The organism is Streptomyces sp. NBC_00996 (assembly GCF_045162675.1).
Taxonomy (GTDB): Bacteria; Actinomycetota; Actinomycetes; order Streptomycetales; family Streptomycetaceae; genus Streptomyces.
In genome coordinates, this window is sequence record NZ_CP108723.1 from 8,980,117 (window position 1) to 9,000,669 (window position 20,553).

A 20,553-nucleotide genomic window follows, 5' to 3' on the forward strand; every position below is an offset into this window, starting at 1 on the left:
ACCCGTCGGCTGCGAGTTACGGCACCCGCGCCGTCCACTCCGGAGCGCCGAACTTCGACCGCGCCAACTCCTCCGCCCGGCCCAGCTCTTCCGGTGTCACCTTGCCGTCCGTCAGCCCGTACCGCCCGCGGAAGGAGTCGATCATCCGCTCGATGACCGCCTCACGTGCGAGCCCCGTCTGCCGACGCAGCGGATCCACCCGCTTCTTCGCGCTCTTCGTGCCCTTGTCGGAGAGCTTCTCCCGGCCGATGCGCAGCACTTCGAGCATCTTGTCGGCGTCGATGTCGTACGACATGGTCACGTGGTGCAGCACGGCGCCGGGGCCGGCGCCGTGCTGCACCACACGCTTCTGGGCGGCGCCCGCGATCTTGCCCTGGTCCGTGGCGATGTCGTTCAGCGGCTGGTACCAGGCCTTGATCCCCATGTCACCGAGGGCGCCCAGCACCCAGTCGTCGAGATACGCGTAGCTGTCCTGGAAGGACAGTCCCTGGACGAGCGCCTCGGGCACGGAGAGCGAGTATGTGATGGTGTTGCCCGGCTCCACGAACATCGCGCCGCCGCCGGAGATCCGGCGCACGACCTCGATGCCGTGGTGCGCGGCGCCCTCCGGGTCGACCTCGTTGCGCAGCGACTGGAAGCTGCCGATGATCACGGACGGGGCGGCCCACTCCCACACGCGCAGCGTCGGCGGGCGCCGGCCCGCGGCGACCTCGGCGGTCAGCACCTCGTCCAGGGCCATGTGCAACGCCGGGGACTGCGGGCCTTCGTGGATCAGCTGCCAGTCGTAGTCCGTCCAGTCGGTGGCGTGCGCGAGCGCCCGGCGCACCGCGATCCCGATGCCCTCCGAGGTCAGCCCGTACATGACCGTGGCCTCGGGCAGGGCGGCGTCGATGCGGGCGGCCAGGCCCGTCGCGTCGGTGTCGGCCGGGGCGCCGTTCAGCGCGTGGTTGACGGCGTCCAGCGCCTCGTCCGGTTCGAGGAAGAAATCGCCCGCCACGCGCGCGTGGCACAGCACTCCGCGCTCCACCTCCAGATCCACCACGACGAGCTTGCCGCCGGGGATCTTGTACTCACCGTGCACCGATCCGCCTCCGTTCCGTTCCACGAGGAGCAACGCCCATCCCTGGTGAATGATTCCGATCATTCCGGTCCTTCCGGGCCGGGTCCGTGTGGTGCGGGGCTGCCGCTCTGCCCTCCCGTGAGGGCAAGTGCCATAGTCGGGCCCGAGGCTGATCGCTCCGCACAGCGAGGTGGCAGGCATGTTCACGACCCGACCGACGCTCCAGGGCACCTTCGGCATGGTGTCCTCCACGCACTGGCTCGCCTCCCAGTCGGCGATGGCAGTCCTGGAGGACGGCGGCAACGCGTATGACGCCGCCGTCGCCGCGGGATTCGTTCTGCACGTCGTCGAGCCCCACCTCAACGGACCCGCGGGCGAGGTCCCGATCATCCTCGCCCCGGCGGGCGGCGAGGTGCGGGTCCTGTGCGGACAGGGGGTCGCGCCCGCGGGAGCGACGATCGACCACTACAGGGGACTCGGTTTGGATCTCGTACCCGGCACAGGGCCGCTCGCAGCGGCCGTGCCGGGTGCGTTCGACGCCTGGATGCTCCTGCTGCGCGACCACGGAACAAAGTCGCTCGCCGACGTCCTCAGGTACGCCATCGGGTACGCCGAGGACGGACACGCGCCCGTGGAGCGCCTCGGCGAGACGGTCGAGACGGTGCGCGAGCTGTTCGAGACGGAGTGGACCTCGTCGGCGGAGGTGTATCTGCCGGGCGGCGAGGCACCGCGCCCCGGCGAGCTCTTCCGCAATCCCGCCCTCGCCGCGACCTGGCGACGGCTTCTCGCCGAGGTCTGCGAAGAGACGGACCGCGTGGCGCAGATCGAGGCCGCCCGGAGGGTCTGGCGCTCGGGCTTCATCGCCGAGGCCCTGGTGCGGCAGTCCGGGCGGCCCACCATGGACACCAGCGGCGAGCGCCACACCGGCACCCTGACGGCCGCCGACCTGGCGGCCTGGTCCGCCACCTACGAGGCCCCGGCGACGTACGACTGGCGGGGCTGGACCCTGTGCAAGGCGGGCCCCTGGAGCCAGGGCCTGGTCCTCCTGCAGCAACTGGCGCTGCTCCCGCCCGAGCTGCCGCGTTACGACTCCGCCGACTACGTCCACCTCCTCGTCGAGGGCTGCAAGCTCGCCATGGCCGATCGGGAAGCCTGGTACGGGGACGCCTCCGAGGTGCCGCTCGACGAGCTGCTGTCGGAGCCGTACAACGCCGCCCGCCGTGCGCTCGTCGGCGACAAGGCGTCGTACGAGCTGTGCCCCGGCAGCCCCGGAGGGCGCACTCCGCGGCTGAGCGGGCACGCGCGCGTGGTGGCCGCCGGGGAGCCGGGCTTCGACGCACTGGCGGTACCGGGCGCCGGTGAACCGACCGTGGCCCGGACGACTCCGGAACCCGACGTGGCGCCGGACGGCGGCACCCGGGGTGACACCTGCCACCTCGACGTCGTCGACCGCTGGGGCAACATGGTCGCCGCCACCCCGAGCGGCGGCTGGCTGCAGTCCAACCCGGTCGTGCCCGAGCTGGGCTTCCCGCTCGGCACCCGACTCCAGATGGCCTGGCCGGAGGAGGGACTGCCCAACTCTCTGACGCCGGGCCGCCGCCCGCGCACCACGCTGACCCCCTCGCTGGCGCTGCGCGACGGCGTGCCGGTCATGGCGTTCGGCACCCCGGGCGGCGACCAGCAGGACCAGTGGCAGACGCACTTCTTCCTGTCCGTGGCACTGCGCTCCGAGGTGCGCGGCGGCCTCGACCTCCAGGGCGCGATCGACGCCCCGAACTGGCACAACGACAGCTTCCCCGGTTCCTTCTACCCCCGCGGTATGCGCCCCGGCAGCCTCACCGTCGAGTCCCGCATGGACGCGGGGGTCGTCGAGGAGCTGCGCCGCCGCGGCCACGACGTCGTGGTCGCCGACGCCTGGTCCGAGGGGCGGCTGTGCGCGGTCGCCCGGGACCCGCGGACGGGCGTGTTGTCGGCGGCGGCGAATCCTCGCGGGATGCAGGGGTACGCGGTCGGACGCTGATCTCCGGCTCGCAGGCGTCGCTGATGACCCCCTGGCATCACTGATCCCAGGAACCGGCAGTGCCGATCTTCGATCCCCGGTATTCATGGCGATTCCACCCGGAGTGCACCGGGCGGGCGGGGATTGTCAGTGGCGCGTGTTGTCATGGAGCCATGATCGAAGACATCGAAACCATCGACGAGTTTCTCGCCCACCGCACGTCCGACGTCGAAGAAGCAGTCCGCGAGGCGGCCGCCGCCGAGATCATGCCCCGTTTCAGGCAGCTCGCCGCGCACGAGATAGACCAGAAGTCCGGCCCGCACGACCTGGTGACGGACGCCGACCGCAAGGCCGAGCAGTACCTCACCGAGGCCCTCACCAAGCTGCTGCCCGGCTCGGTCGTGGTCGGCGAGGAAGCGGTGCACGCCAACCCGGCGACATATGACGCCGTACGCGGCACGGCGCCGGTCTGGATCGTCGACCCCGTCGACGGGACGCGCCAGTTCGTGCACGGCGATTCCGGCTTCTGCACGCTGGTCGCGCTGGCGCTGGACGGCGTCGTGCTCGCCTCCTGGACGTACGCTCCCGCGCGGGGCGAGTTCGCCACGGCGATACGGGGCCGGGGCGCCGTACTCGACGGTGTACCGCTGCGCTCCGGCTCGCCCGAGCCGGGCCGCGACCTGGACATCGCCACGTCCCACCCCGACTACACCACGGACGAGCAGAAGCGCGCGCTCCTCGGGCTGTACGTCGAGGGAGTCGTCCCGCGCCCGTGCGGCTCGGCAGGGCTGGAGTATCTGGCCATCGCCCGCGGCGAGTTGGATGCCACGGCCTTCTCCTGGGAAGCCGCCTGGGACCACGCTGCGGGCCTGCTGCTGGTCGAGGAGGCGGGCGGCGCCCACCTGACCCTCACGGGCGAGCCGTTCCGCGTGACAGGGGGCAACACACTGCCGTTCACGGCGGCCCGGGACGAGGCCACGGCTCGCCGGGTGGCGGCACTGCTGGCGGCCGGCGCCTGATCGAATGGCGGGCCGGGCCTGATCAAGAGATCACGCGCCCGTTCCGAGGCGGGGGAGGGATCCTGCCCCGGCGAGGCCTTCGCCCTCAACCACCCGCGCCGCCAAGGCTGTCAGTCCTCCGGCATATCCTGATCCTCAGTGGCCGTCGGCTGACAAAGGAGTCCGAAGGTGCCGTCGATGCTCGATGCGGTCGTAGTGGGTGCGGGGCCGAACGGACTGACGGCTGCCGTGGAGCTGGCCCGCCGGGGCTTCTCCGTGGCCGTGTTCGAGGCGCGGGACACCGTGGGCGGGGGAGCGCGCACCGAAGAGCTGACACTGCCCGGATTCCGGCACGATCCGTGTTCGGCGGCACACCCGCTGGGCATAAATTCGCCCGCGTTCAAGGCGATGCCCCTGGAGCGGTACGGGCTGCAGTGGCTGCACGCCGAGCTGCCCATGGCGCACCCGTTCCCCGACGGTACGGCTGCGGTGCTCTCGCGGTCGGTGGCCGAGACGGCAGCTTCGTTCGGACCGCGTGACGCCGGCACGTACCGCAGGCTCGTCGCGCCGTTCCTGCCGAGGTGGGACACGCTGGTGCACGACTTCATGTCGCTGCCGCTGACCGCGCTGCCCCGGGACCCGGTCACCCTGGCCCGCTTCGGCCTGGCCGGACTGCCGCCGTCGACATGGCTGACCCGCCGCTTCCGTGACGAGCGCGCCAAGGCCCTGTTCGCCGGGCTCGTGGCGCACGTGATCGCCCCGCTCGACGGCATCGCCACCAGCGCCGTCGGCCTGGTCTTCGCGCTGGCCGCGCATGCGCGTGGCTGGCCCGTCGCGCGCGGCGGCTCCCAGTCCATCTCCGACGCGCTCACCGCGTATCTCAAGGACCTCGGCGGCACCGTCCACACCGACTACGAGGTCAAGCGCCTGGACGACCTGCCCCCCGCGCGCGCGTATGTCTTCGACACCTCGCCCACCGCCCTGGCCCGGATCGCGGGCTTCGGGCGGTACTACGAGCGCTACCGGTACGGGGCGAGCGTCTTCAAGATCGACTACGCGCTGGACGGGCCCGTGCCCTGGACGGCCAAGGAGGCGCGCACCGCCGGGACCGTGCAGATCGGGGCGAGCAGGGCGGAGATCAGTACCGCGCTGCGGGCGGCCTCCCGCGAGGGCCGGGCTCCCGACGCGCCCTTCCTGATCACCGTGCAGCCCAGCGTCGTGGACCCCTCCAGAGCACCCGACGGCAAGCAGGTCTTCTGGGCGTACGGGCATGTTCCGAACGGCTGGACCGGGGACCTCACGGACGCCATAGAGCGGCAGCTGGAGCGGTTCGCGCCGGGCTTCCGCGACCGCGTACTGGCGCGCGCGACCGCCGGCCCGCCCGAGCTCGCCTCCCGCAACGCCAACTACGTGGGCGGAGACATCGCCTGCGGCGCCGCCTCCGGGCTCCAGCTCCTGCTGCGCCCCAAACTGTCCCTGTTCCCGTACAGCACCCCGCATCCGGCCGTCTTCCTCTGCTCGGCGGCCACCCCGCCGGGGCCCGGCGTGCACGGCATGTCGGGGCACAACGCGGCGAAGGCCGTCTGGAGGAGGCTGAGGCAGCCATGACCACGATCACGCTGGTCCAGGGCGACATCACCCGGCAGTCCGCGGACGCCATCGTCAACGCGGCGAACTCCTCGCTGCTCGGCGGCGGAGGCGTCGACGGAGCCATCCACCGTCGTGGCGGCCCCGCCATCCTCGCCGAGTGCCGCAAACTCCGTGCCGGCCACTACGGCAAGGGCCTGCCCACCGGACAGGCGGTCGCCACCACCGCGGGCGAGCTGGACGCGCGCTGGGTCATCCACACCGTCGGCCCCCGATATGCCCAGGGAGAGGACCGGTCGGAGCTGCTGGCCTCCTGCTACCGGGAATCGCTGAGGGTGGCCGACGAGCTCGGCGCTCGTACGGTCGCGTTTCCCGCCGTCTCCGCCGGTATCTACGGGTGGCCGATGGACGACGCCGCTCGTATCGCGGTGGAGACGGTGCGGGCCGCCGGGACGGCGGTCGAGGAGGTCAGATTCGTCCTCTTCGACGAGCCGGCGTACGAGGCGTTTGCCGCACAGGTCGGCTGAACGGGGAGAGTCAGTCGAGCTTGGAGACCTGGTAGTGGCTGATGTACCAGCCTTCCGGCAGGCGTTTCACCAGTACGCCGAGCTTGACGCTGAGGGTGGGCCGGTCGGTGAACGAGAACTCGACGCCCAGGTAGCCCAGCGCGAGGTCGTCGGCGGGGCGTCGGGTCTCGAGAATCCGGTACTCGGCCGTCATCCCGAGGGGCTGGGAGTCGTAGTAGGCGGCGATGCCGGGCCTTCCGACGCTGTAGGGGTGCAGTCCCTGGAAGATCGCGTCCTCGGTGAACCGGGAGGCGACCTGCTGCGGCTCGTGCCGGTCGACGCCGGCCTTCCACTGGTCGAGGACGCCGCGCAGGATCGCTTCGCTGTCTGTCGTGCTGTTCATCAGGGTTCTCCTGTCGGTGGAACGGAGGCGCGGCCTTGTGGCCGCGCCTCACGAGCGCTGGCCGTGCGGGTCAGTGACCGGCGCTCATGCCGCCGTCGACGTGGAGGATCTCGCCGGTGACGAACGGGGCGTTCTCGAGGTAGATCACCGCGTCGACGATGTCGCTCGGCTCACCCATCCGGCCGACCGGATGCAGGGCGGCGAGAGCCTCATGCGTGTCCTCGGAGTGCATGGGGGTCTTGATGGTGCCCGGTGAGACCGCGTTGGTGCGGATGCCGCGCTTCGCGTACTCGATGGCGAGGGACTTGGTGGCGGACTGCAGGCCGCCCTTGGTCAACGACGCGAGCACGGAGGGGACGTTGGAGTCGGCGTTGTCGACCAGGCTGGTGGTGACGTTGACGATATGGCCGCCCCCCTGGGCGAGCATGTGCTCGATGGCCAGCTGGGTGATGCGGAAGAAGCCCGCGAGGTTCACACCGGTCACCGTGGCGTAGTCGTCCTGGGTGTAGTCGGTGAAGGGCTTGGCGACGAAGATGCCCGCGTTGTTGACCAGGGTGTCGATACGGCCGAACCGCTCGACGCCGGCGGCGATGACGCGTTCGGCGGTGGCGGGGTCGGCGATGTCTCCCTGGACGGTCAGGATGCCCTCGCCGTTGGAGGGGGCGATCCCGCGCGAGGTGGCGACGACTGCGTAGCCGAGCTTGCGATAGGCGTCGACGAGGGCGGCGCCGATGCCCTGCGAAGCGCCGGTGATGACTGCGACCTTCTGGTCCTGAGAGCTCATGATGACCTTCTTCGAGATGAGGCGGGGGGATTCTCGATCGGCCTGCGGGCTACTAGGCGACCGGTCGACTATTTGAATGTAGGCTGCTCTCCCGACAAAAGTCAAAGCTCATCGGGACCGGGACGGGACCGGCTTCCTCCCACCTGGTAGGCGCAGCCTCCCAGTCCATGTCGGCGCGGCTGTACCGGGCCGGGGGCCTGCTGCAAGGACGGGAGGAGCGGCGCAGTTGCCTGGGGGAGGCCGACCCTTGAGGAGGGGGCGATCGGTCAGGCGTCGGCCGCGGCCGCGCGTGGTGCGCGAGCACCGAGCAGGGCCAGGCAGTTCACCCACAGGGGGCTGAGCTGCTGGGTGTTGTTGTAGAGCTTGGCGAACAGCACCTGGCCCTCCAGTTGGGCGACCACCGCCTGTGCGGCCTGCCGGGTGTCGGGCGTGGTCACCTCATCGCGCTCGAGAGCCTCGGCTATGACCGCCTCGACCATCTCGACCTGCGCGTCGAAGATCTCCTGCAGCCGTGTGCGGATCGCCTCGGTCTGGTTGCTCATCTCCAGGGTGAGGTTCCCGAACAGGCAACCCGAGACGGTGCCGCAGCTCTGCTGGCCTGCGTGCTGGTCGGCCTCCGTCTCCTGGAACAGCCTGAATAGGCGGCGCAGTGGTTCCTCGTCGCTGCTCAGGATGCGTGTCCAGGTGCGCTTCTGGTCGGCCCAGTGCTCGTCGAGCACGGCAAGGGCGAGCGATTCCTTGGACTCGAAGAAGTAGTAGAAGCTGCCCTTGGGTACACCGGCCGTCTTGCAGATCTCGGCCACGCCCAAGGCCGAGTAGCCGCGCAGCTCGATGAGCGATTGCGCGGCGCTGAGGATCTTCTCCCTGGCGTCGCTGGTCCGTCCCATGAAGCGAGTGTACGACCGGTCGACTATTACCCGCATACCAGACCGGTCGGGTGTTGGCCGACGGCTGATCCACGCGTTCAGGATGCGTTCAGGAAGCGGCTGCCACGTTGATGATCACGCCTCTCAGGCGTGCGCACCGTACCCCCCACGGGAGAACTGAACAATGGACAAGTCGGAACTCGTGACGGATCCGAGTGTCACCGATCCGCGCGTTGCCGATCCCGGCACGTATGGGATGAAGAAGCTGCCCGAGGTGACCCTGGCCTTCTGGGTCATGAAAATCGCCGCGACGACCCTCGGCGAGACGGCGGGTGACCTCTTCGCCCAGACCCTCAAGCTCGGCTACTTCCTCACCACCATCCTGCTGTTCCTGATTTTCGCGATCACTCTGGTCGTGCAGCTCAGGTCGCGGCGGTACAACCCGTTCTTCTACTGGACCGTGATCCTGTCGACCAGCATGGCCGGCACCACCATGTCCGACTTCATGAACCGGGACGCCGGCGCCAAATACCTCTCCGGCGGTGCCACCTCGCTCGGCTGGGGTCCGCAGGGCTTCGGGCTCGGCTACCCCGTGGGTGCCGCGATCCTGATCTCGCTGCTCATCGCCATCTTCGCGGTCTGGAAGCTGACCGGGCAGACGTTCGTCATCCGCGACATCGTGACCTTCCGGGGTGAGGCCCTCTTCTGGTCGGCGATCCTCGTGTCGAACACGCTCGGCACGTCCATGGGTGACTTCCTGTCCGACAGCTCCGGACTCGGCTATGCGGGCGGCGCGCTGCTCGTGGGCGGGGTGCTCGCGGGACTCCTCGCGCTGACGCGCGTGCCGGTCGTGCCGAATGTCCTGCTGTTCTGGTTCGCCTTCGTGCTCACCCGCCCGCTCGGCGCCACCGCGGGCGACTTCCTGACCAAGCCGGTCGCCAAGGGCGGCCTCGACCTCGGGACCGTGGGCTCCTCCGGCGTGCTCCTCGCGATCCTCGTCGGCCTCATGGGCTACGCCCACCTCAAGGAGCGGCGGTCGTAGCCGGCCGCGTGGCTGTCGAGGCTGGTGAACTGCCGACCGAAGCCTTACCGCACACGGATTGCCCGTTGACCGAGCCCGCGAAGACCGCGGCCCGTGCCTACCAGCCGGGCACTGTCTCGGCCAGCAGTCGCAGCAGGTCACCGGTCGCGTCGACCGCACCGAACGCGGGCAGCGCGCCCAGTGCGAGGACGGCCGCCCCGATGGGCCACAGGTCGGGCGGCGGAGCCGTCTGCAGCGCCGCGATCCGGCGGGTGACGGCGTGCTCGGAGAAGTGCAGGGCGCATCCCGTGCGGGCGCGCTGGGAGACGAGGGCGGCGCGTGCCAGGGCGAGCGCGGTGGTACGACGGTCGCCGACGCTGCCCGCGGCCACCTCGTCGGCCCAGCGCTCCAGCAAGAACGTGACGGTGGTGCGCACGGGCACGAGCAGCGGGTTGGCCGCGGCCGCCAGCGCGACGGCGGTTGCCAGCGCAGAGTGCCGGTGGGCGAGGTGAGCGCGTTCGTGGGCCAGCAGGACCCGCCGCTCCGCGGGCTCCAGCGCGCCGAGCATGGCGGCCGTGACCAGGATCCGGCCCGGCGTACCGGGGATCGCGAAGGCGTGCGGGGTCGAGGATGCGGCGACGATGAGTTCACTGTCGGGCGGGTGCCCTTCGCACAGCCGGAGCAGGACCCGGCGGGTCGTGTAGTGCGCTCGTACGGCATGGCAGAGCCGGAAGGCGATCACGCCGAGCACGGCGACCGCCACGACGGCAATGGCCTCCGGGACCGGCTCGGGCAGCGACCGACCGTCCTCGCTGGCCTCCGCGGCCACTGACGGTGCCCTGTCGATCAGCGTGGCGGCGAGCAGGAACAGTGCCCAGGTGGAGGCGGCCGCGGTCAGCGTGGCGGCGACGGTGAGGACGCGGGCCGCCAGCGCCGGCGACACCCGCCTGCCCACCTGCGGCGCGACCGCTGGGAGCAGCAGCGACAGAACGAGCGGAACGTAGACGTCGATCCTCATGACGGGTTCCCCCCGAGGAGGTCGCGCAGGGCCTCTTCCTCCCGCGGGCTCAGCCCGGTGACGAACTGCTGGAGGGCCGCGATCGGGTCGGGACCGCGGTCGAGGGCCTCGTGCATGGCCTCGGCGGTCAGCTCGGCCGCGTTCTTGGCGGGCCGGTACGCGCCGCGCCGGCCGTCCACGTCACGGAGTACCAGGCCCTTGTCGTACAGGCGCTTGAGAATGGTGTGCACGGTGTTGTAGGCGAGACCGCCGCCGATCTCGGCGTGGATCTCGGCGGGCGTCAGGGCGTCGTCGGTGGCCCACAGGGCGGCGAGGACTTCGCTCTCCAACTCGCCGGCGCTGCGCCGTTCCGCTCTGCCGTGGGCGCCTGTGCCAGCCATGCCCGCCACCTTACAGCGCGTAGGGGCGCGGCCACGGGGGCCGGACTCCGGATGCCGCTGTTGGACTGCAACCATGTCCGGTGCACGGTAACTTGTCCATGTTTTCCCGACTCTCTATTGTTTCCCGAGACTCCGCTCTTCACCCTACGTCTTGTAGGGTGAAGCAACCTTACAGCTTGTAGGGGTGAAGGGTGGATGATGGCCAAGACCTCGAACGTCCCGCTCGTCGGCGCCAGGCGTCACGGCCCGTCCTCGACTGCCCGCGCATCGAGACGCACCGGCGACGCGCGGTGGCCGGCGCTGGTGGCCGCCGCCTTCACCCTGGCCCAACTCATCCTTGTACGCCCCGGAATGGGCCTCGGCTGGGACGAGGCCGTGTATGTCAGCCAGGTCAGCCCGCACGTTCCCGCCGCGTTCTTCAGCGCACCGCGCGCCCGCGGAGTCCCGCTGCTCGTGGCGCCGATCGCCTCCTGGTCGTCGTCCACGACGCTGCTGCGCATCTACCTCGCCCTGCTGTCCGGACTCGGTCTGTACCTGGCGCTGCGCGTCTGGCGAGGGCTGTTCCCGGTTCGGGTGCTGGCTTCGGCGGGCGCCCTGTTCGCGACGCTCTGGGTGACCCTGTTCTACGGTCCGCAGGCCATGCCCAATTACTGGGTCGCGATCGGCGCTTTGGCCTGCGTCGGATGCTTCCTGCGCGCCCGGGCGGATCGCTCCGACCGGGCGGCGCTGTGGGGGGTGGGCCTGAGCGCCGCGCTGATGGCGTGGATGCGGCCCACAGACGCGGTCTGGGTGACCCTGCCGCTCATCGTCCTCGGCGTGGCCGTCCGGCGATGGCGCCGCCCCCGGCTGCTGGTCACGCTCGTCGCGGGTCTGGTAGCCGGAGCGGGCGAGTGGGTCGTCGAGGCCTACGCCGGTTACGGCGGCCTGGACCAACGGCTCGCGGACGCCTCCCGCATCCAGGGCGGCCTGGGCTGGCACTTCGCCGTCGGCGACCAGCTGCGCAGCCTGGGCGGACGCGCCCTGTGCCGCCCGTGCACCGGGTCGATGCCGAACCCGGCGGTGATGGTCTGGTGGTTCGTGCTGCCGCTGCTCGCCGTCCTCGGGCTGGTCGTCGCCGTCAAGGCCCGACGCACCGCACGCACGCTGCTGCTCCTGGCCTGTGCCACGACGGCGGGCATCCCGTATCTGTTCATGATCGGATACGCCGCCCCGCGCTTTCTGCTCCCCGCCTACGCGCTCCTCGCGATCCCCGTCGCCGACGCACTCGTCCACCTGGTCACCGCCCCGAGCCGAGCCTGGCGCCCGGTGGCCGTGACCTTGGTGGCGCTCGGCCTCGCCGGGCACCTGGCGGTCCAGTTCGCGGTCCTGCAAGCCACCGTGCAGCGCACCACCGCCTCCCACCGGGCCTGGGAGGCCACGGCGGCCGAACTGCACCGGCTCGGCGTACGGCCGCCCTGCAAGCTGACCGGGCACGAGGCGGTCCCCATCGCCTACTACGCCGGCTGCGCCTCCGTCGCGACCAGTGGCCACAACGCCAACACCACCGAGACGGACATCGTGCGGTCCGGACGGCACGAGCCGGTCGGCGTGCTCACCACCCCGGGAGGACGGCCGCCCGCGTACGCCCGCGACTGGGCCCTGCACCCTGTCGGTGACCTGCGTGTCTATATCGCACCAGGGGCGGGGGGCGGAGCGGTATGACCGTTCCGCCCGGTGCCCCGTCGACAACCGTCGAGGGGCCGGCGTCCACCAGGAGGCCGATGTCCGTCGGCAGACGCGTCTCCTGGCATGCCGGAGTCACCCTCGTCGTGGTGGTGTGCGCGGGGTATCTCGCCCGGAGCCACTGGCCGGTGATCGAGACCGGAGCCGGCCGGCTCCGCGCCGCCGACCGCGGCTGGCTGCTCGTGGCGACCGTCGCCACCCCGGCGACCTGGGTGTGTTCGGCCCTCGCCCAGCAGGGGGCGGTGGCCCGGTCGCTGCCCGCCCGGCGCCTGGTAGCGGTGCAGTTCGCGGCCTCCGCCGCCAACCACGTCCTGCCCGCCGGTCTGGGGGCGGGCGCCGTCAACCTGCGCTTCCTGACCCGGTGCGGGCTGCCCGTCACCCGGTCGGCCACCGCGCTCGCGGTCAAGGCCACCGCGGGGACCGTGGTCAGAGGCTGCCTGATCGCCGCGCTCGCGCCGGCCTGCCCCGGCGCCCTCCGCTTCCCGCACGTCTCCGCGGCGGCATGGGCGGTGGCCGTCGCGGTGGTCGCCGCCGCCGTGGTCCTGCTGTCGGGGCCGCTGCGGCGCGCTCTCCGAGCCGTGCTGGCGGAGGTCCGCGCCGTGCACGAAGTCCCCGCGCGGGCGGCCGCGTTGTGGTGCGGCTCGGTCGCCTTCGCCACGATGCACGCCGCCGTGGTCATCGCCGTCACGCAGGCCATCGACCTGCCGCTCCCTCCGGCTCAGGTGGCACTGGCGTACCTCGCCGCGAGCAGTGCCGCCGTCCTGCTGCCCACCCCGGGCGGCCTCGGCTCCCTGGACGCCGCACTCGCCCTTGCCCTCACCCTCGCCGGAGCACCGGGCAGCGCGGCGGCATCAACGGTCCTCGGCTACCGGCTGCTGACGGTATGGCTGCCGCTGCTTCCGGGGCTGGTCGCGCTGGGGGTGCTGGTGCGCCGCCGGGTGCTGTGAACCGCCGTACGGCTCACCTGAGTTCGAGGCGGTAGCCGTGTCCCCGCGCGTGGTGATCCGCCCGCCGCCAGGTCCCGGACGGCCAGGGGGACCTCGGCGCCCGTGTCTGCCAGGGCGCGGGCCGTCCCTGCCCGAGGCCGGAGGAGGCGCCCGTGACCGTCACGCGGCGGCCGGTGAGGTCGATCCCTTCCGCGACCTCGGCGGCCGTGCGGGCGAAACTGAACGGGGTGGTGACGGCACTCATGAGTGACCTCTTTACTGTGTGCTCAAGCGTGCGTGACGGCGTTCAGGGCCGGAGTATCCGGTCCTGTTCCACCGGAGGCGTGCCGTCGTGCCAGGGCAGGGCCTTGCCGAGGCGGACAAGCTCGCCGTAGAAGGCGGGATCGACGTGCTCAGCGGAGATCAGGTCGAGCACGGCTCCGGCGGCCTGGGCCGGCGACTGCGCCTGGCTGAAGTCGCTGAACCAGGGGCGCGATGTGGCGGTGTCGACCATGCCGGGGCACACGGCCGCGACCAGAGTGCCGGTGGCGAGGTCGTGTTCGCGGCGTTCGGCGGCGACCGCGCGGACGGCGGCGACCTGAGCGACCTTCGAGGGCACATTCAGCCAGCGAGGCCAGCCCGCCTCTTCCGCGGTCTTGTTGTGGATGGCGCTGCGCCAGGACTCGATGGCGCACTCGACCTGGTCGAGGCTCGCGCCGTCGAACAAGTGGTGCAGCCGTGGGTTGAGGTGGCCGAGGGTGCCCAGGCTGCTGGCCACGACGAGCAGTCGGCCGCCCGGGCGTAGCGCAGGACCGAAGGAGCGCAGAACCGCGTGAGCGGCGGTGTTCGAGACGTCGATGAACTCGTCGGCCCGCTCTGCCTGTGACTCCTCGGGCAGCAGGCGGGCGATCGCGTTGGAGATGACGACGTCAACCCCTCCGTAGCGGGCTCGGAGGTCCTCGGCGAGGTGAGCGATGGCATCAGTGTCTGTGACGTCCAGGACCCGGCCCTCGACGCGGGCGCGAGTACCGGGCAGTTGGGTGACCTCGCGGGCGGCGTCCGTCACGCGCTGGTGGCTGCGGCCGGTGAGCAGGACCAGGTCGTCCGGGTTCATGCGGGCCGCCAGTCCCTCGACGAGGGCTCGGCCGAGTCCTTGGTTGGCGCCCGTGACGAGCGCGATGCGTGAAGCGTTCATGCCTGCCACGCTAGAAACGCCGCGTCCATGAGTCCAACGAAAGTTCGGCACGGTTGGTATGCGTGAATGTCATGGACTTCACGGATGCGTCGCCGACCGCGCTGCGCGTCTTCCGTGCCGTGGCCGAACTGGGAACCTTTGCTGCGGCCGCCGCGTTGCTGGGCTGCACCCGGTCGGCGGTGTCATGGGCAGCGGTCCCGCCCTTTTCGTGATCTGGCCGGCTCGCCGGGGGCAGGCCGTTCCTGGCGAACGGGCGACCCAACGACGTTCACCCTCCTCGTCTCTGTCTGCCAGGAGGAGCCGGCTGCCAGGAGGAGCCGGTCAGGTAGCCAAGATCGGGGGCCAGGGCCAGGGCCAGGGCCAGGGCCGGGGCCAGGGCCGGTCGGGTAGTCAGGATGTATTCAGATATCCGCTGGCAGGGTCCGGTCCCATGACATCTGAGACTTCCGAGACGTCCGTTGCGTACGGCCGGACCGAGGCCGCCCCCGGCCGCCACCTGCGCTGGAACAAGGTTCCCGAAGTCACCGCGTACTTCTGGATCATCAAGGTGCTGTGCACGACGGTCGGCGAGACCGCCGCGGACCTCCTGAACGAGAAGCTGGGCATGGGCCTGACCGGTGTGTCGCTGCTGATGAGCGCGCTGCTGGCGGTGGTCCTTGTCGTCCAGTTCCACACGAAGGCCTACAAGGCAGGCGTCTACTGGCTCGCCGTGGCCCTGATCAGCGTCGTCGGCACCCTGATCAGCGACAACCTTACAGACAACCTGGGCGTACCGCTGGAGACCAGCACCGCCGTGTTCGCCGTCGCCCTCGCCGTCGTCTTCTTCGTCTGGTACCGCCGCGAGCGGACCCTGTCCATCCACAGCATCGACGCCCTGTCCCGCGAGGCCTACTACTGGCTGGCCGTGCTGTTCACCTTCGCGCTGGGCACCGCCGCCGGTGACCTGGTCGCCGAGCGCATGGCCCTCGGCTACTGGGTCTCCGCCGTCCTGTTCGGCCTCGCCATCGCCGCGGTCGCCGTCGCGCACTTCGCACTCGGTCTGAACGCCGTACTGAGCTTCTGGATCGCGTACATCCTCACCCGTCCGCTGGGCGCCTCGATCGGCGACTACCTCTCGCAGCCGACCGGCGACGGTGGCCTGGGCTTCGGCACCGTGGTCACCAGCGTGCTGTTCCTCGCGGTCATCCTCGGCCTGGTCGTGTACCTCGCGGTGACGCGCCGGGACGTCGTCGACGCCGAGCGGCTCACCCCGCAGGGAGACTGACCACGAACCTCGCGCCCGAGGTGTGCCGCTCGTCGTGCTGCACCTCGCCGCCGGCGGAGCGGGCCAGGCGTCGGGAGAGCGGCAGCCCCAGGCCCGCTCCGCCGTGTCCGTCCCCCGGATCGGCGCGGCGTCCCGGCTGGAAGAGCTGCGGTGCGAACGACGCGGGTACGCCGGGTCCGTCGTCCGTGACCTCGACGCGCACGCCGCCGGGGCGCGCGCAGGCCCTGACCTCGACCTGCGCCCGCGCGTGCCGCAGCGCGTTGTCGAGCAGGGGACTGACGATGCGCTCCAGGAGGGCGTCCGGCACCCCGGCCGACAGCTCGTCGTCCCGTCCCGTGACGACGACCTCCACCTTCTCGGTCGCGGCGGCGCGGTCCGCGAGCCGCCGCAGCACGGGCAGTACATCGGTGGTGCCGGGCGCGGTGGCCGCGCCGTCGTGCGCGTCGTCGAGGAGGGTGTCGCAGATCGTGCGCATGGATCGGGCGGCGTCGGCGATGGCCTCGTGCGTGCTCCGGGTGTCGGTGGCGGAACGGGGACGGGCCTGCCACCAGTCGAGCTCGGCGATGATCCGGGCGAGCGGATTGCGCAGTTCGTGCGACAGCTCCCGGGTGAGCTGCTGCTCATGGCGCAGCAGCGCGCGGATGCGGTCCAGGAGCGCGTCCAACGACCCGCCCAGCTGGGCCAGTTCGGTCGGCCGGGCCACGCTTCCGAAGCGTTCCGCGGAGGCTATGGCGCTCCACTGCGTGGCGTGCTCGGTCATGGTGCGTACGGGCCGCAGCGCGCGCCCCACCGCCAGGCGCGTCAGCGCGTACGTGCAGGCGAGCATGACGGCGTCGAGCGCGATCGAGGCGAGGAGCAGGGCCTCGGCCGAGCTGCGGTAGGGCGACAGGTCCAGCGCCGTGACGACGGTCGCGGCACCCTTGTCGCCGGGCACCGGTCGTGAGCACAGCCGGACGGGGCCGTGGCTGTCGGCGGTGACGCACTGTCCGCCGCCCCGCGATGCGACCCGGTCGGCGGCGCGGGTCAGCGGGCCGGAGGTGGTGGCGGAAGCAGGCTTTTCGAGGAGCCGGTCGCCCGCGTAGATCCATACGTTCGTGTCGAGCAACTCCTCGCCCGGCGTCTCCAGGACGCGCACCCTGGATCCGCTGGTGTCGACGGTCGCGGCGACGGCGGCGGCCCGTGTGCGCAGTTCGTCGTCCGCCTGGTGCTGGAGGTGGCGCTGTACGACGGCGTTGAATGCGACGGTGAGGATCATCATCAGCAGCGTGGCGGTGGTCAGCGCGACCAGCGAGAGCCGGCCGCGCAGCGTACGCGGCCACCATCGGGAGCACAGCCGCCAGAGGGAGACGGACACGCTCGGGGAGACGGATGCGCTCCGGAAGATGGACGCCCTCATGACAGGCGGTGCCCGACACCGCGCGCGGTCGTGACGGTCAGCTCGCTGTCGCTGTCCCGGAGCTTGCGGCGCAGCCGGGTCAGATACTGGTCGAGCGTGTTGTCACTGACCTGGGCGCCCTCGGGCCAGCCCGCCCTGATCAGCTCCCGCCGGCGCACGATGTCCCCGGACGCCGCCATCAGCGCCGCCAGCAGGCGGAACTCCGTGGGAGTCAGACCGACTCGGGTGCCTCGGACGGTGAGGCTGTGCCCCACCGGGTCGAGGACCAGGTCACCGGCGGTCGCGGCCGGAACCGAGCCGGTTCGCCTCAGGGCCGCCCGCAGTCGGGCGGCCAGCTCCGTCAGATGAAAGGGCTTGGGCAGATAGTCGTCGCCCCCGGCCGAGAAGCCGGCCAGCCGGTCCGTGAGGTGATGATGGGCCGTCAGGAAGATGACGGGGGAGAGGAAGCCGTTGGCCCGGATCGCCTGACACACGTCCCGTCCGTCCGCGTCGGGCAGCCCGACGTCCAGCACGGCCGCGTCGACGTCGTCCCCGGCCAGCCGCAGCGCGGTCGCACCGTCCTGCGCGCGCACGGTGTCGAAGCCCTCGTCCCGAAGGCCGCGCAGCAGGACATCACGCAGGGCGTGATCGTCCTCGACGACCAGGATCCTGTGCCGCATACCTCTCCTTCACTCGGTCTCGTACGGCGTCGCCTCTGCGAGTTGCGGTGCTATCAGCAGGGGCCTCAGCCGTGAGCCGGTGAGCCGGTGCGCCAGCGTCTCGGGGACACGGTGCAGGCCCGCCGCCGGCAGCATCGCGAGCAGCGTGCCCACGAGGACTCCGGCCACGACGTCGTGCGGGTAGTGCACGCCCACCCAGACACGGGAGGCGGCGAGCATGCAGGCGGCCACCACCGCGACGGTGCCGAGGCGGCGGGAGACGGAGAGCAGGGCCACCGCGGCTGCGGCGGCGATCACCGCGTGATTGCTCGGGAACGACCAGTCGCCGGGGGCCGGACACGCCTCCAGCGTCTTCACATGAAGGCTCTGACAGGGCCGGTCCTCGCGTACCAACAGCTTGAACACCGAGTTCACCGCGTACGCCACGACCACGATCACCGGCGCGGCGAGTGCCATCAGCGCGGCCCGGGCGCTCACCCGCCGCGCCTGCCACCAGCCCAGGAGCATGAGAACGGCGAACAGCCCGAGCCCGTACGTCGCCCAGGCGGAGACCAGGCTGTCCAGCCACGAGGGGGAGTCCTGGGCGAGGTCCACCACATACGTGTAGGCGGAGCCGTCGATCGAGGAGCCGTCGAAGGCCAGGATCATCCCTGAGCCCCCTTCTCCGCGGCGGTCGCCCGGCGGGAGCGGTACAGCTCGGCGGCGAGCGGGATCAGGGACACGACGACGATCAGGGCGATCATCGGGAGCAGATACCGGTCCACGTTCGGAATGGACGAGCCCAGTGCGTACCCGCCGAGGGTCAGGCCCAGGCTCCAGACGACGCCGCCGATCACCTGCCAGAGGGTGAAGGTCCGCACGGGTACGTGCAGGGCGCCCGCCATGGGATTCAGCACCGTACGCACCACGGGCACGAAGCGGGCCAGCACGATGGCCTTCGCGTGTCCGTAGCGCTCCAGCAACTCTTCGGCGCGCTGGGCACCCGCGAGCAGCCGGGGCGAGCTGCTGCGGGCGAGCAGGGCGCCGCCGGCCTTCCGCCCGATCAGGTAACCGGTCTGCGCGCCGGCCAGCGCGCCCACGGCGGCGGCGACCAGGAGCGGGACCAGCGACAGCTTCAGACCGCCGTGACCCGACCCGGTGCACAACAGTCCCGCCGTGAACAGCAGGGAGTCACCGGGCAGGAAGAAGCCGATCAGCAGTCCGGTCTCCGCGAACATCACCACGCCCACCCCCAGTACACCGAAGGCGGCGAGCAGGGACTGCGCGCTGAGAATATTCACGGCGAGCTGTGACGCTGTGAACAACGGAGCGGTCATTGTCGCGGTCCCTCTCATACTGGATGGGCGGGTACGGTCGAGACGCACCCGAGTGACTACAATCCTGTAGACGGTCTACTGAACTGTAGACGATGGCGGGGTGAGGATCGTTCCCATGACCAGCGCGAAGGACGAACGCCGACCGGCGGGCGAGCTCGAAGCCAGTGTGATGGCCGCACTGTGGGCTGCCGGGGCACCGCTGACGCCCGGGCGTGTACAGCTGGAGCTGGACTCCGGTCTGGCGCGTACGACCGTGACGACGATCTTGTCCCGACTGCACGAGAAGGGCATCGTCGGCCGCGAGCGGCAGGGCCGGGGCTATGCGTACTTCCCCGTCCAGGACCCGCACGGTCTCACCGCCCGGCGCATGCACAGCGAACTCGACCGGGACCACGACCGTGAGACGGCCCTGGCCCGGTTCGTCGCCCAACTCAGCCCCGACGACGAGCGTCTCCTGCGCGATCTGCTGGAATCGGGTGAGGAATGACGGCGCTGCTGCTGATCCCGCTGCTGGTGCCCTTCGCGGTGCCGGTGCTGGCCCGCCGCTGCCTCGACCGTCTCGTACCCGTGACCGCGCTGTGGGCCCTGACCCTCGCGGTCGTGGTGCTCGCCGGTGCCTCCGTGGCCGCGCTCGGCGCGTTGCTTCTGACCGGCCTGCTCAAGCTGCCGGTCTTTGCCGGCCTCGGTGACCTCATCCACCCCCTGCGCACCGCGTCCGACCTGGTCGTCCTGCCCGCCGCGGCCGCCTCCACCGGCGCTTTGACCGTCGGCGCCTGGACCCTCGGACGCTCCGCCCTGCGCCAGCTCCGCGCCTTCCGAACCGCCCGCACCCAGGCCGACCGCCGGCCCGCCGCCGGCGACCTGTGCGTCATCGAGTCGGCGCATCCGGACGCGTACGCCCTGCCGGGCCGACCGCACCGCATCGTCGTCACCACCGCGATGCTCCGCAGCCTCGGCCCCGACGAACGCGAGGCGCTCTTCGCCCACGAGCGGGCCCACAATGCGGGCGGCCACCACCGCTTCCTCGTCGCGGCCGAACTCGCGGCGCACTGCCACCCCGGTCTGCGCCCGGTCCGCGCGGCCATCGCGCTCGCCGCCGAGCGCGCCGCCGACGAGGCCGCCGCCGTCGCGCTGGGCGACCGTCGTCTGATCGCCCGCGCCATCGCCCGCGCCGCCCTGGCCACCCAGGTGTCCCGATCCACCCGGCCGGACTTCGCCCCCGCGGCCACCACCGGCCCCGTCCCCCAGCGCGTCGCCGCCCTCCTCGCCGCGCCCCCGAGCCACCCCCGCGCCGCCTCCTGGATCGCCCTCCTCCTCGCCATCTGCGCGGCCCTATCGGCCGGCGCCTCCGCGGCCGGCGTACTCGCCTTCCACCATGAGGTGGAGGTCGCGCAGGGCGAAGAGCCCCGCTGACGCCTCGGGCGGCCGGCGGGGCGAGCCGCCTCGAGGGGAG

At 71.5% G+C, this 20,553-nt stretch carries 21 protein-coding genes and 2 pseudogenes; 11 read left to right on the forward strand and 12 right to left on the reverse strand.

Going from position 1 to position 20,553, the window contains the following annotated elements; translation table 11 throughout:
* Positions 1–16 precede the first annotated feature (16 nt).
* Positions 17–1,081 (reverse strand): biotin/lipoate A/B protein ligase family protein, encoded by a 1,065-nt coding sequence (locus OG390_RS41595; protein WP_406178180.1) that lies wholly within the window; start codon positions 1,079–1,081, stop codon positions 17–19.
* Between the two features lie 178 nt (positions 1,082–1,259).
* On the opposite strand from OG390_RS41595, the gene OG390_RS41600 reads away from it, so the two are divergent.
* From OG390_RS41600 to OG390_RS41615, 4 genes are all read left to right on the forward strand, one after another.
* A complete protein-coding gene (locus OG390_RS41600; RefSeq protein WP_406175215.1) occupies positions 1,260–3,080 on the forward strand; it encodes a gamma-glutamyltransferase family protein in 1,821 nt (606 codons plus the stop codon).
* A gap of 152 nt (positions 3,081–3,232) precedes the next feature.
* Complete coding sequence (locus OG390_RS41605; protein WP_399079131.1) at positions 3,233–4,078, forward strand: inositol monophosphatase family protein; 846 nt, start codon at positions 3,233–3,235, stop codon at positions 4,076–4,078.
* A gap of 177 nt (positions 4,079–4,255) precedes the next feature.
* Entirely contained in the window at positions 4,256–5,665 is a 1,410-nt protein-coding gene (locus OG390_RS41610; protein WP_406178182.1) for a phytoene desaturase family protein, read from the forward strand.
* Positions 5,662–6,171 (forward strand): O-acetyl-ADP-ribose deacetylase, encoded by a 510-nt coding sequence (locus tag OG390_RS41615; protein ID WP_406175216.1) that lies wholly within the window; start codon positions 5,662–5,664, stop codon positions 6,169–6,171. The genes OG390_RS41610 and OG390_RS41615 overlap by 4 nt, the downstream gene beginning before the upstream one ends.
* 10 nt (positions 6,172–6,181) lie before the next feature.
* On the opposite strand, the gene OG390_RS41620 is transcribed toward OG390_RS41615, so the two are convergent.
* The 3 genes from OG390_RS41620 to OG390_RS41630 all read right to left on the reverse strand — a co-directional run bounded on the left by OG390_RS41620 (position 6,182) and on the right by OG390_RS41630 (position 8,224).
* On the reverse strand, positions 6,182–6,553 hold the full coding sequence (locus OG390_RS41620) for a YybH family protein (RefSeq protein ID WP_406175218.1): 372 nt from the start codon (positions 6,551–6,553) through the stop codon (positions 6,182–6,184).
* Between the two features lie 70 nt (positions 6,554–6,623).
* Positions 6,624–7,337, reverse strand: a complete 714-nt coding sequence (locus OG390_RS41625; protein ID WP_406175220.1) for an SDR family NAD(P)-dependent oxidoreductase — start codon at positions 7,335–7,337, stop codon at positions 6,624–6,626.
* 266 nt (positions 7,338–7,603) lie between these two features.
* The gene (locus OG390_RS41630; RefSeq protein WP_406175221.1) at positions 7,604–8,224 is read right to left on the reverse strand and encodes a TetR/AcrR family transcriptional regulator; all 621 of its coding nucleotides are present in this window, start codon (positions 8,222–8,224) and stop codon (positions 7,604–7,606) included.
* A gap of 163 nt (positions 8,225–8,387) precedes the next feature.
* Here OG390_RS41630 and OG390_RS41635 point away from each other — a divergent pair, with 163 nt between their 5' ends.
* Positions 8,388–9,245, forward strand: coding sequence for a hypothetical protein (locus tag OG390_RS41635; protein ID WP_406175223.1), 858 nt, complete (start codon positions 8,388–8,390; stop codon positions 9,243–9,245).
* 97 nt (positions 9,246–9,342) lie between these two features.
* On the opposite strand, the gene OG390_RS41640 is transcribed toward OG390_RS41635, so the two are convergent.
* Both OG390_RS41640 and OG390_RS41645 read right to left on the reverse strand, forming a co-directional pair.
* A complete protein-coding gene (locus OG390_RS41640) occupies positions 9,343–10,242 on the reverse strand; it encodes a M48 family metalloprotease (RefSeq protein ID WP_406175225.1) in 900 nt (299 codons plus the stop codon).
* On the reverse strand, positions 10,239–10,622 hold the full coding sequence (locus OG390_RS41645; RefSeq protein ID WP_399079114.1) for a BlaI/MecI/CopY family transcriptional regulator: 384 nt from the start codon (positions 10,620–10,622) through the stop codon (positions 10,239–10,241). Before OG390_RS41645 ends, OG390_RS41640 begins: the two co-directional genes overlap by 4 nt.
* Before the next feature lie 198 nt (positions 10,623–10,820).
* Between OG390_RS41645 and OG390_RS41650 the strand changes: the two genes are divergently transcribed.
* Together OG390_RS41650 and OG390_RS41655 are read left to right on the forward strand one after the other, a co-directional pair.
* The gene (locus tag OG390_RS41650; RefSeq protein WP_406178184.1) at positions 10,821–12,323 is read left to right on the forward strand and encodes a hypothetical protein; all 1,503 of its coding nucleotides are present in this window, start codon (positions 10,821–10,823) and stop codon (positions 12,321–12,323) included.
* Between the two features lie 59 nt (positions 12,324–12,382).
* Positions 12,383–13,291, forward strand: a complete 909-nt coding sequence (locus OG390_RS41655; RefSeq protein ID WP_406175228.1) for a YbhN family protein — start codon at positions 12,383–12,385, stop codon at positions 13,289–13,291.
* A gap of 59 nt (positions 13,292–13,350) precedes the next feature.
* Here the strand turns inward: OG390_RS41655 and OG390_RS41660 are convergent.
* Positions 13,351–13,535 (reverse strand): annotated as a pseudogene (locus OG390_RS41660) (oxidoreductase); the annotation flags it as partial.
* 42 nt (positions 13,536–13,577) lie between these two features.
* Positions 13,578–14,465: an SDR family NAD(P)-dependent oxidoreductase gene (locus tag OG390_RS41665; protein WP_406175230.1), complete on the reverse strand. Its 888-nt coding sequence runs from the start codon at positions 14,463–14,465 to the stop codon at positions 13,578–13,580.
* Positions 14,466–14,536: 71 nt separating this feature from the next.
* Here OG390_RS41665 and OG390_RS41670 point away from each other — a divergent pair.
* Positions 14,537–14,650 (forward strand): annotated as a pseudogene (locus OG390_RS41670) (LysR family transcriptional regulator); the annotation flags it as partial.
* 245 nt (positions 14,651–14,895) lie between these two features.
* On the forward strand, positions 14,896–15,729 hold the full coding sequence (locus OG390_RS41675) for a hypothetical protein (protein WP_406175232.1): 834 nt from the start codon (positions 14,896–14,898) through the stop codon (positions 15,727–15,729).
* Here the strand turns inward: OG390_RS41675 and OG390_RS41680 are convergent.
* The 4 genes from OG390_RS41680 to OG390_RS41695 are packed head-to-tail and all read right to left on the reverse strand — an operon-like array spanning position 15,710 to position 19,100.
* Positions 15,710–17,083, reverse strand: a complete 1,374-nt coding sequence (locus OG390_RS41680) for a sensor histidine kinase (protein WP_406175233.1) — start codon at positions 17,081–17,083, stop codon at positions 15,710–15,712. The two genes, OG390_RS41675 and OG390_RS41680, sit on opposite strands and share 20 nt — an antisense overlap.
* 38 nt (positions 17,084–17,121) lie before the next feature.
* Positions 17,122–17,784 (reverse strand): response regulator transcription factor, encoded by a 663-nt coding sequence (locus OG390_RS41685; RefSeq protein ID WP_406175235.1) that lies wholly within the window; start codon positions 17,782–17,784, stop codon positions 17,122–17,124.
* 9 nt (positions 17,785–17,793) lie between these two features.
* A complete protein-coding gene (locus tag OG390_RS41690) occupies positions 17,794–18,432 on the reverse strand; it encodes a phosphatase PAP2 family protein (protein ID WP_406175237.1) in 639 nt (212 codons plus the stop codon).
* Positions 18,429–19,100 carry a DedA family protein gene (locus OG390_RS41695; RefSeq protein ID WP_406175239.1) on the reverse strand — a complete coding sequence of 224 codons (672 nt, stop codon included), beginning with the start codon at positions 19,098–19,100 and terminating at the stop codon, positions 18,429–18,431. The genes OG390_RS41690 and OG390_RS41695 overlap by 4 nt, the downstream gene beginning before the upstream one ends.
* A gap of 115 nt (positions 19,101–19,215) precedes the next feature.
* Between OG390_RS41695 and OG390_RS41700 the strand changes: the two genes are divergently transcribed.
* Together OG390_RS41700 and OG390_RS41705 are read left to right on the forward strand one after the other, a co-directional pair.
* Positions 19,216–19,587, forward strand: coding sequence for a BlaI/MecI/CopY family transcriptional regulator (locus OG390_RS41700; protein ID WP_399079095.1), 372 nt, complete (start codon positions 19,216–19,218; stop codon positions 19,585–19,587).
* Positions 19,584–20,513, forward strand: a complete 930-nt coding sequence (locus tag OG390_RS41705; RefSeq protein ID WP_406175240.1) for a M48 family metalloprotease — start codon at positions 19,584–19,586, stop codon at positions 20,511–20,513. Before OG390_RS41700 ends, OG390_RS41705 begins: the two co-directional genes overlap by 4 nt.
* The last annotated feature ends 40 nt before the right edge of the window (positions 20,514–20,553 follow it).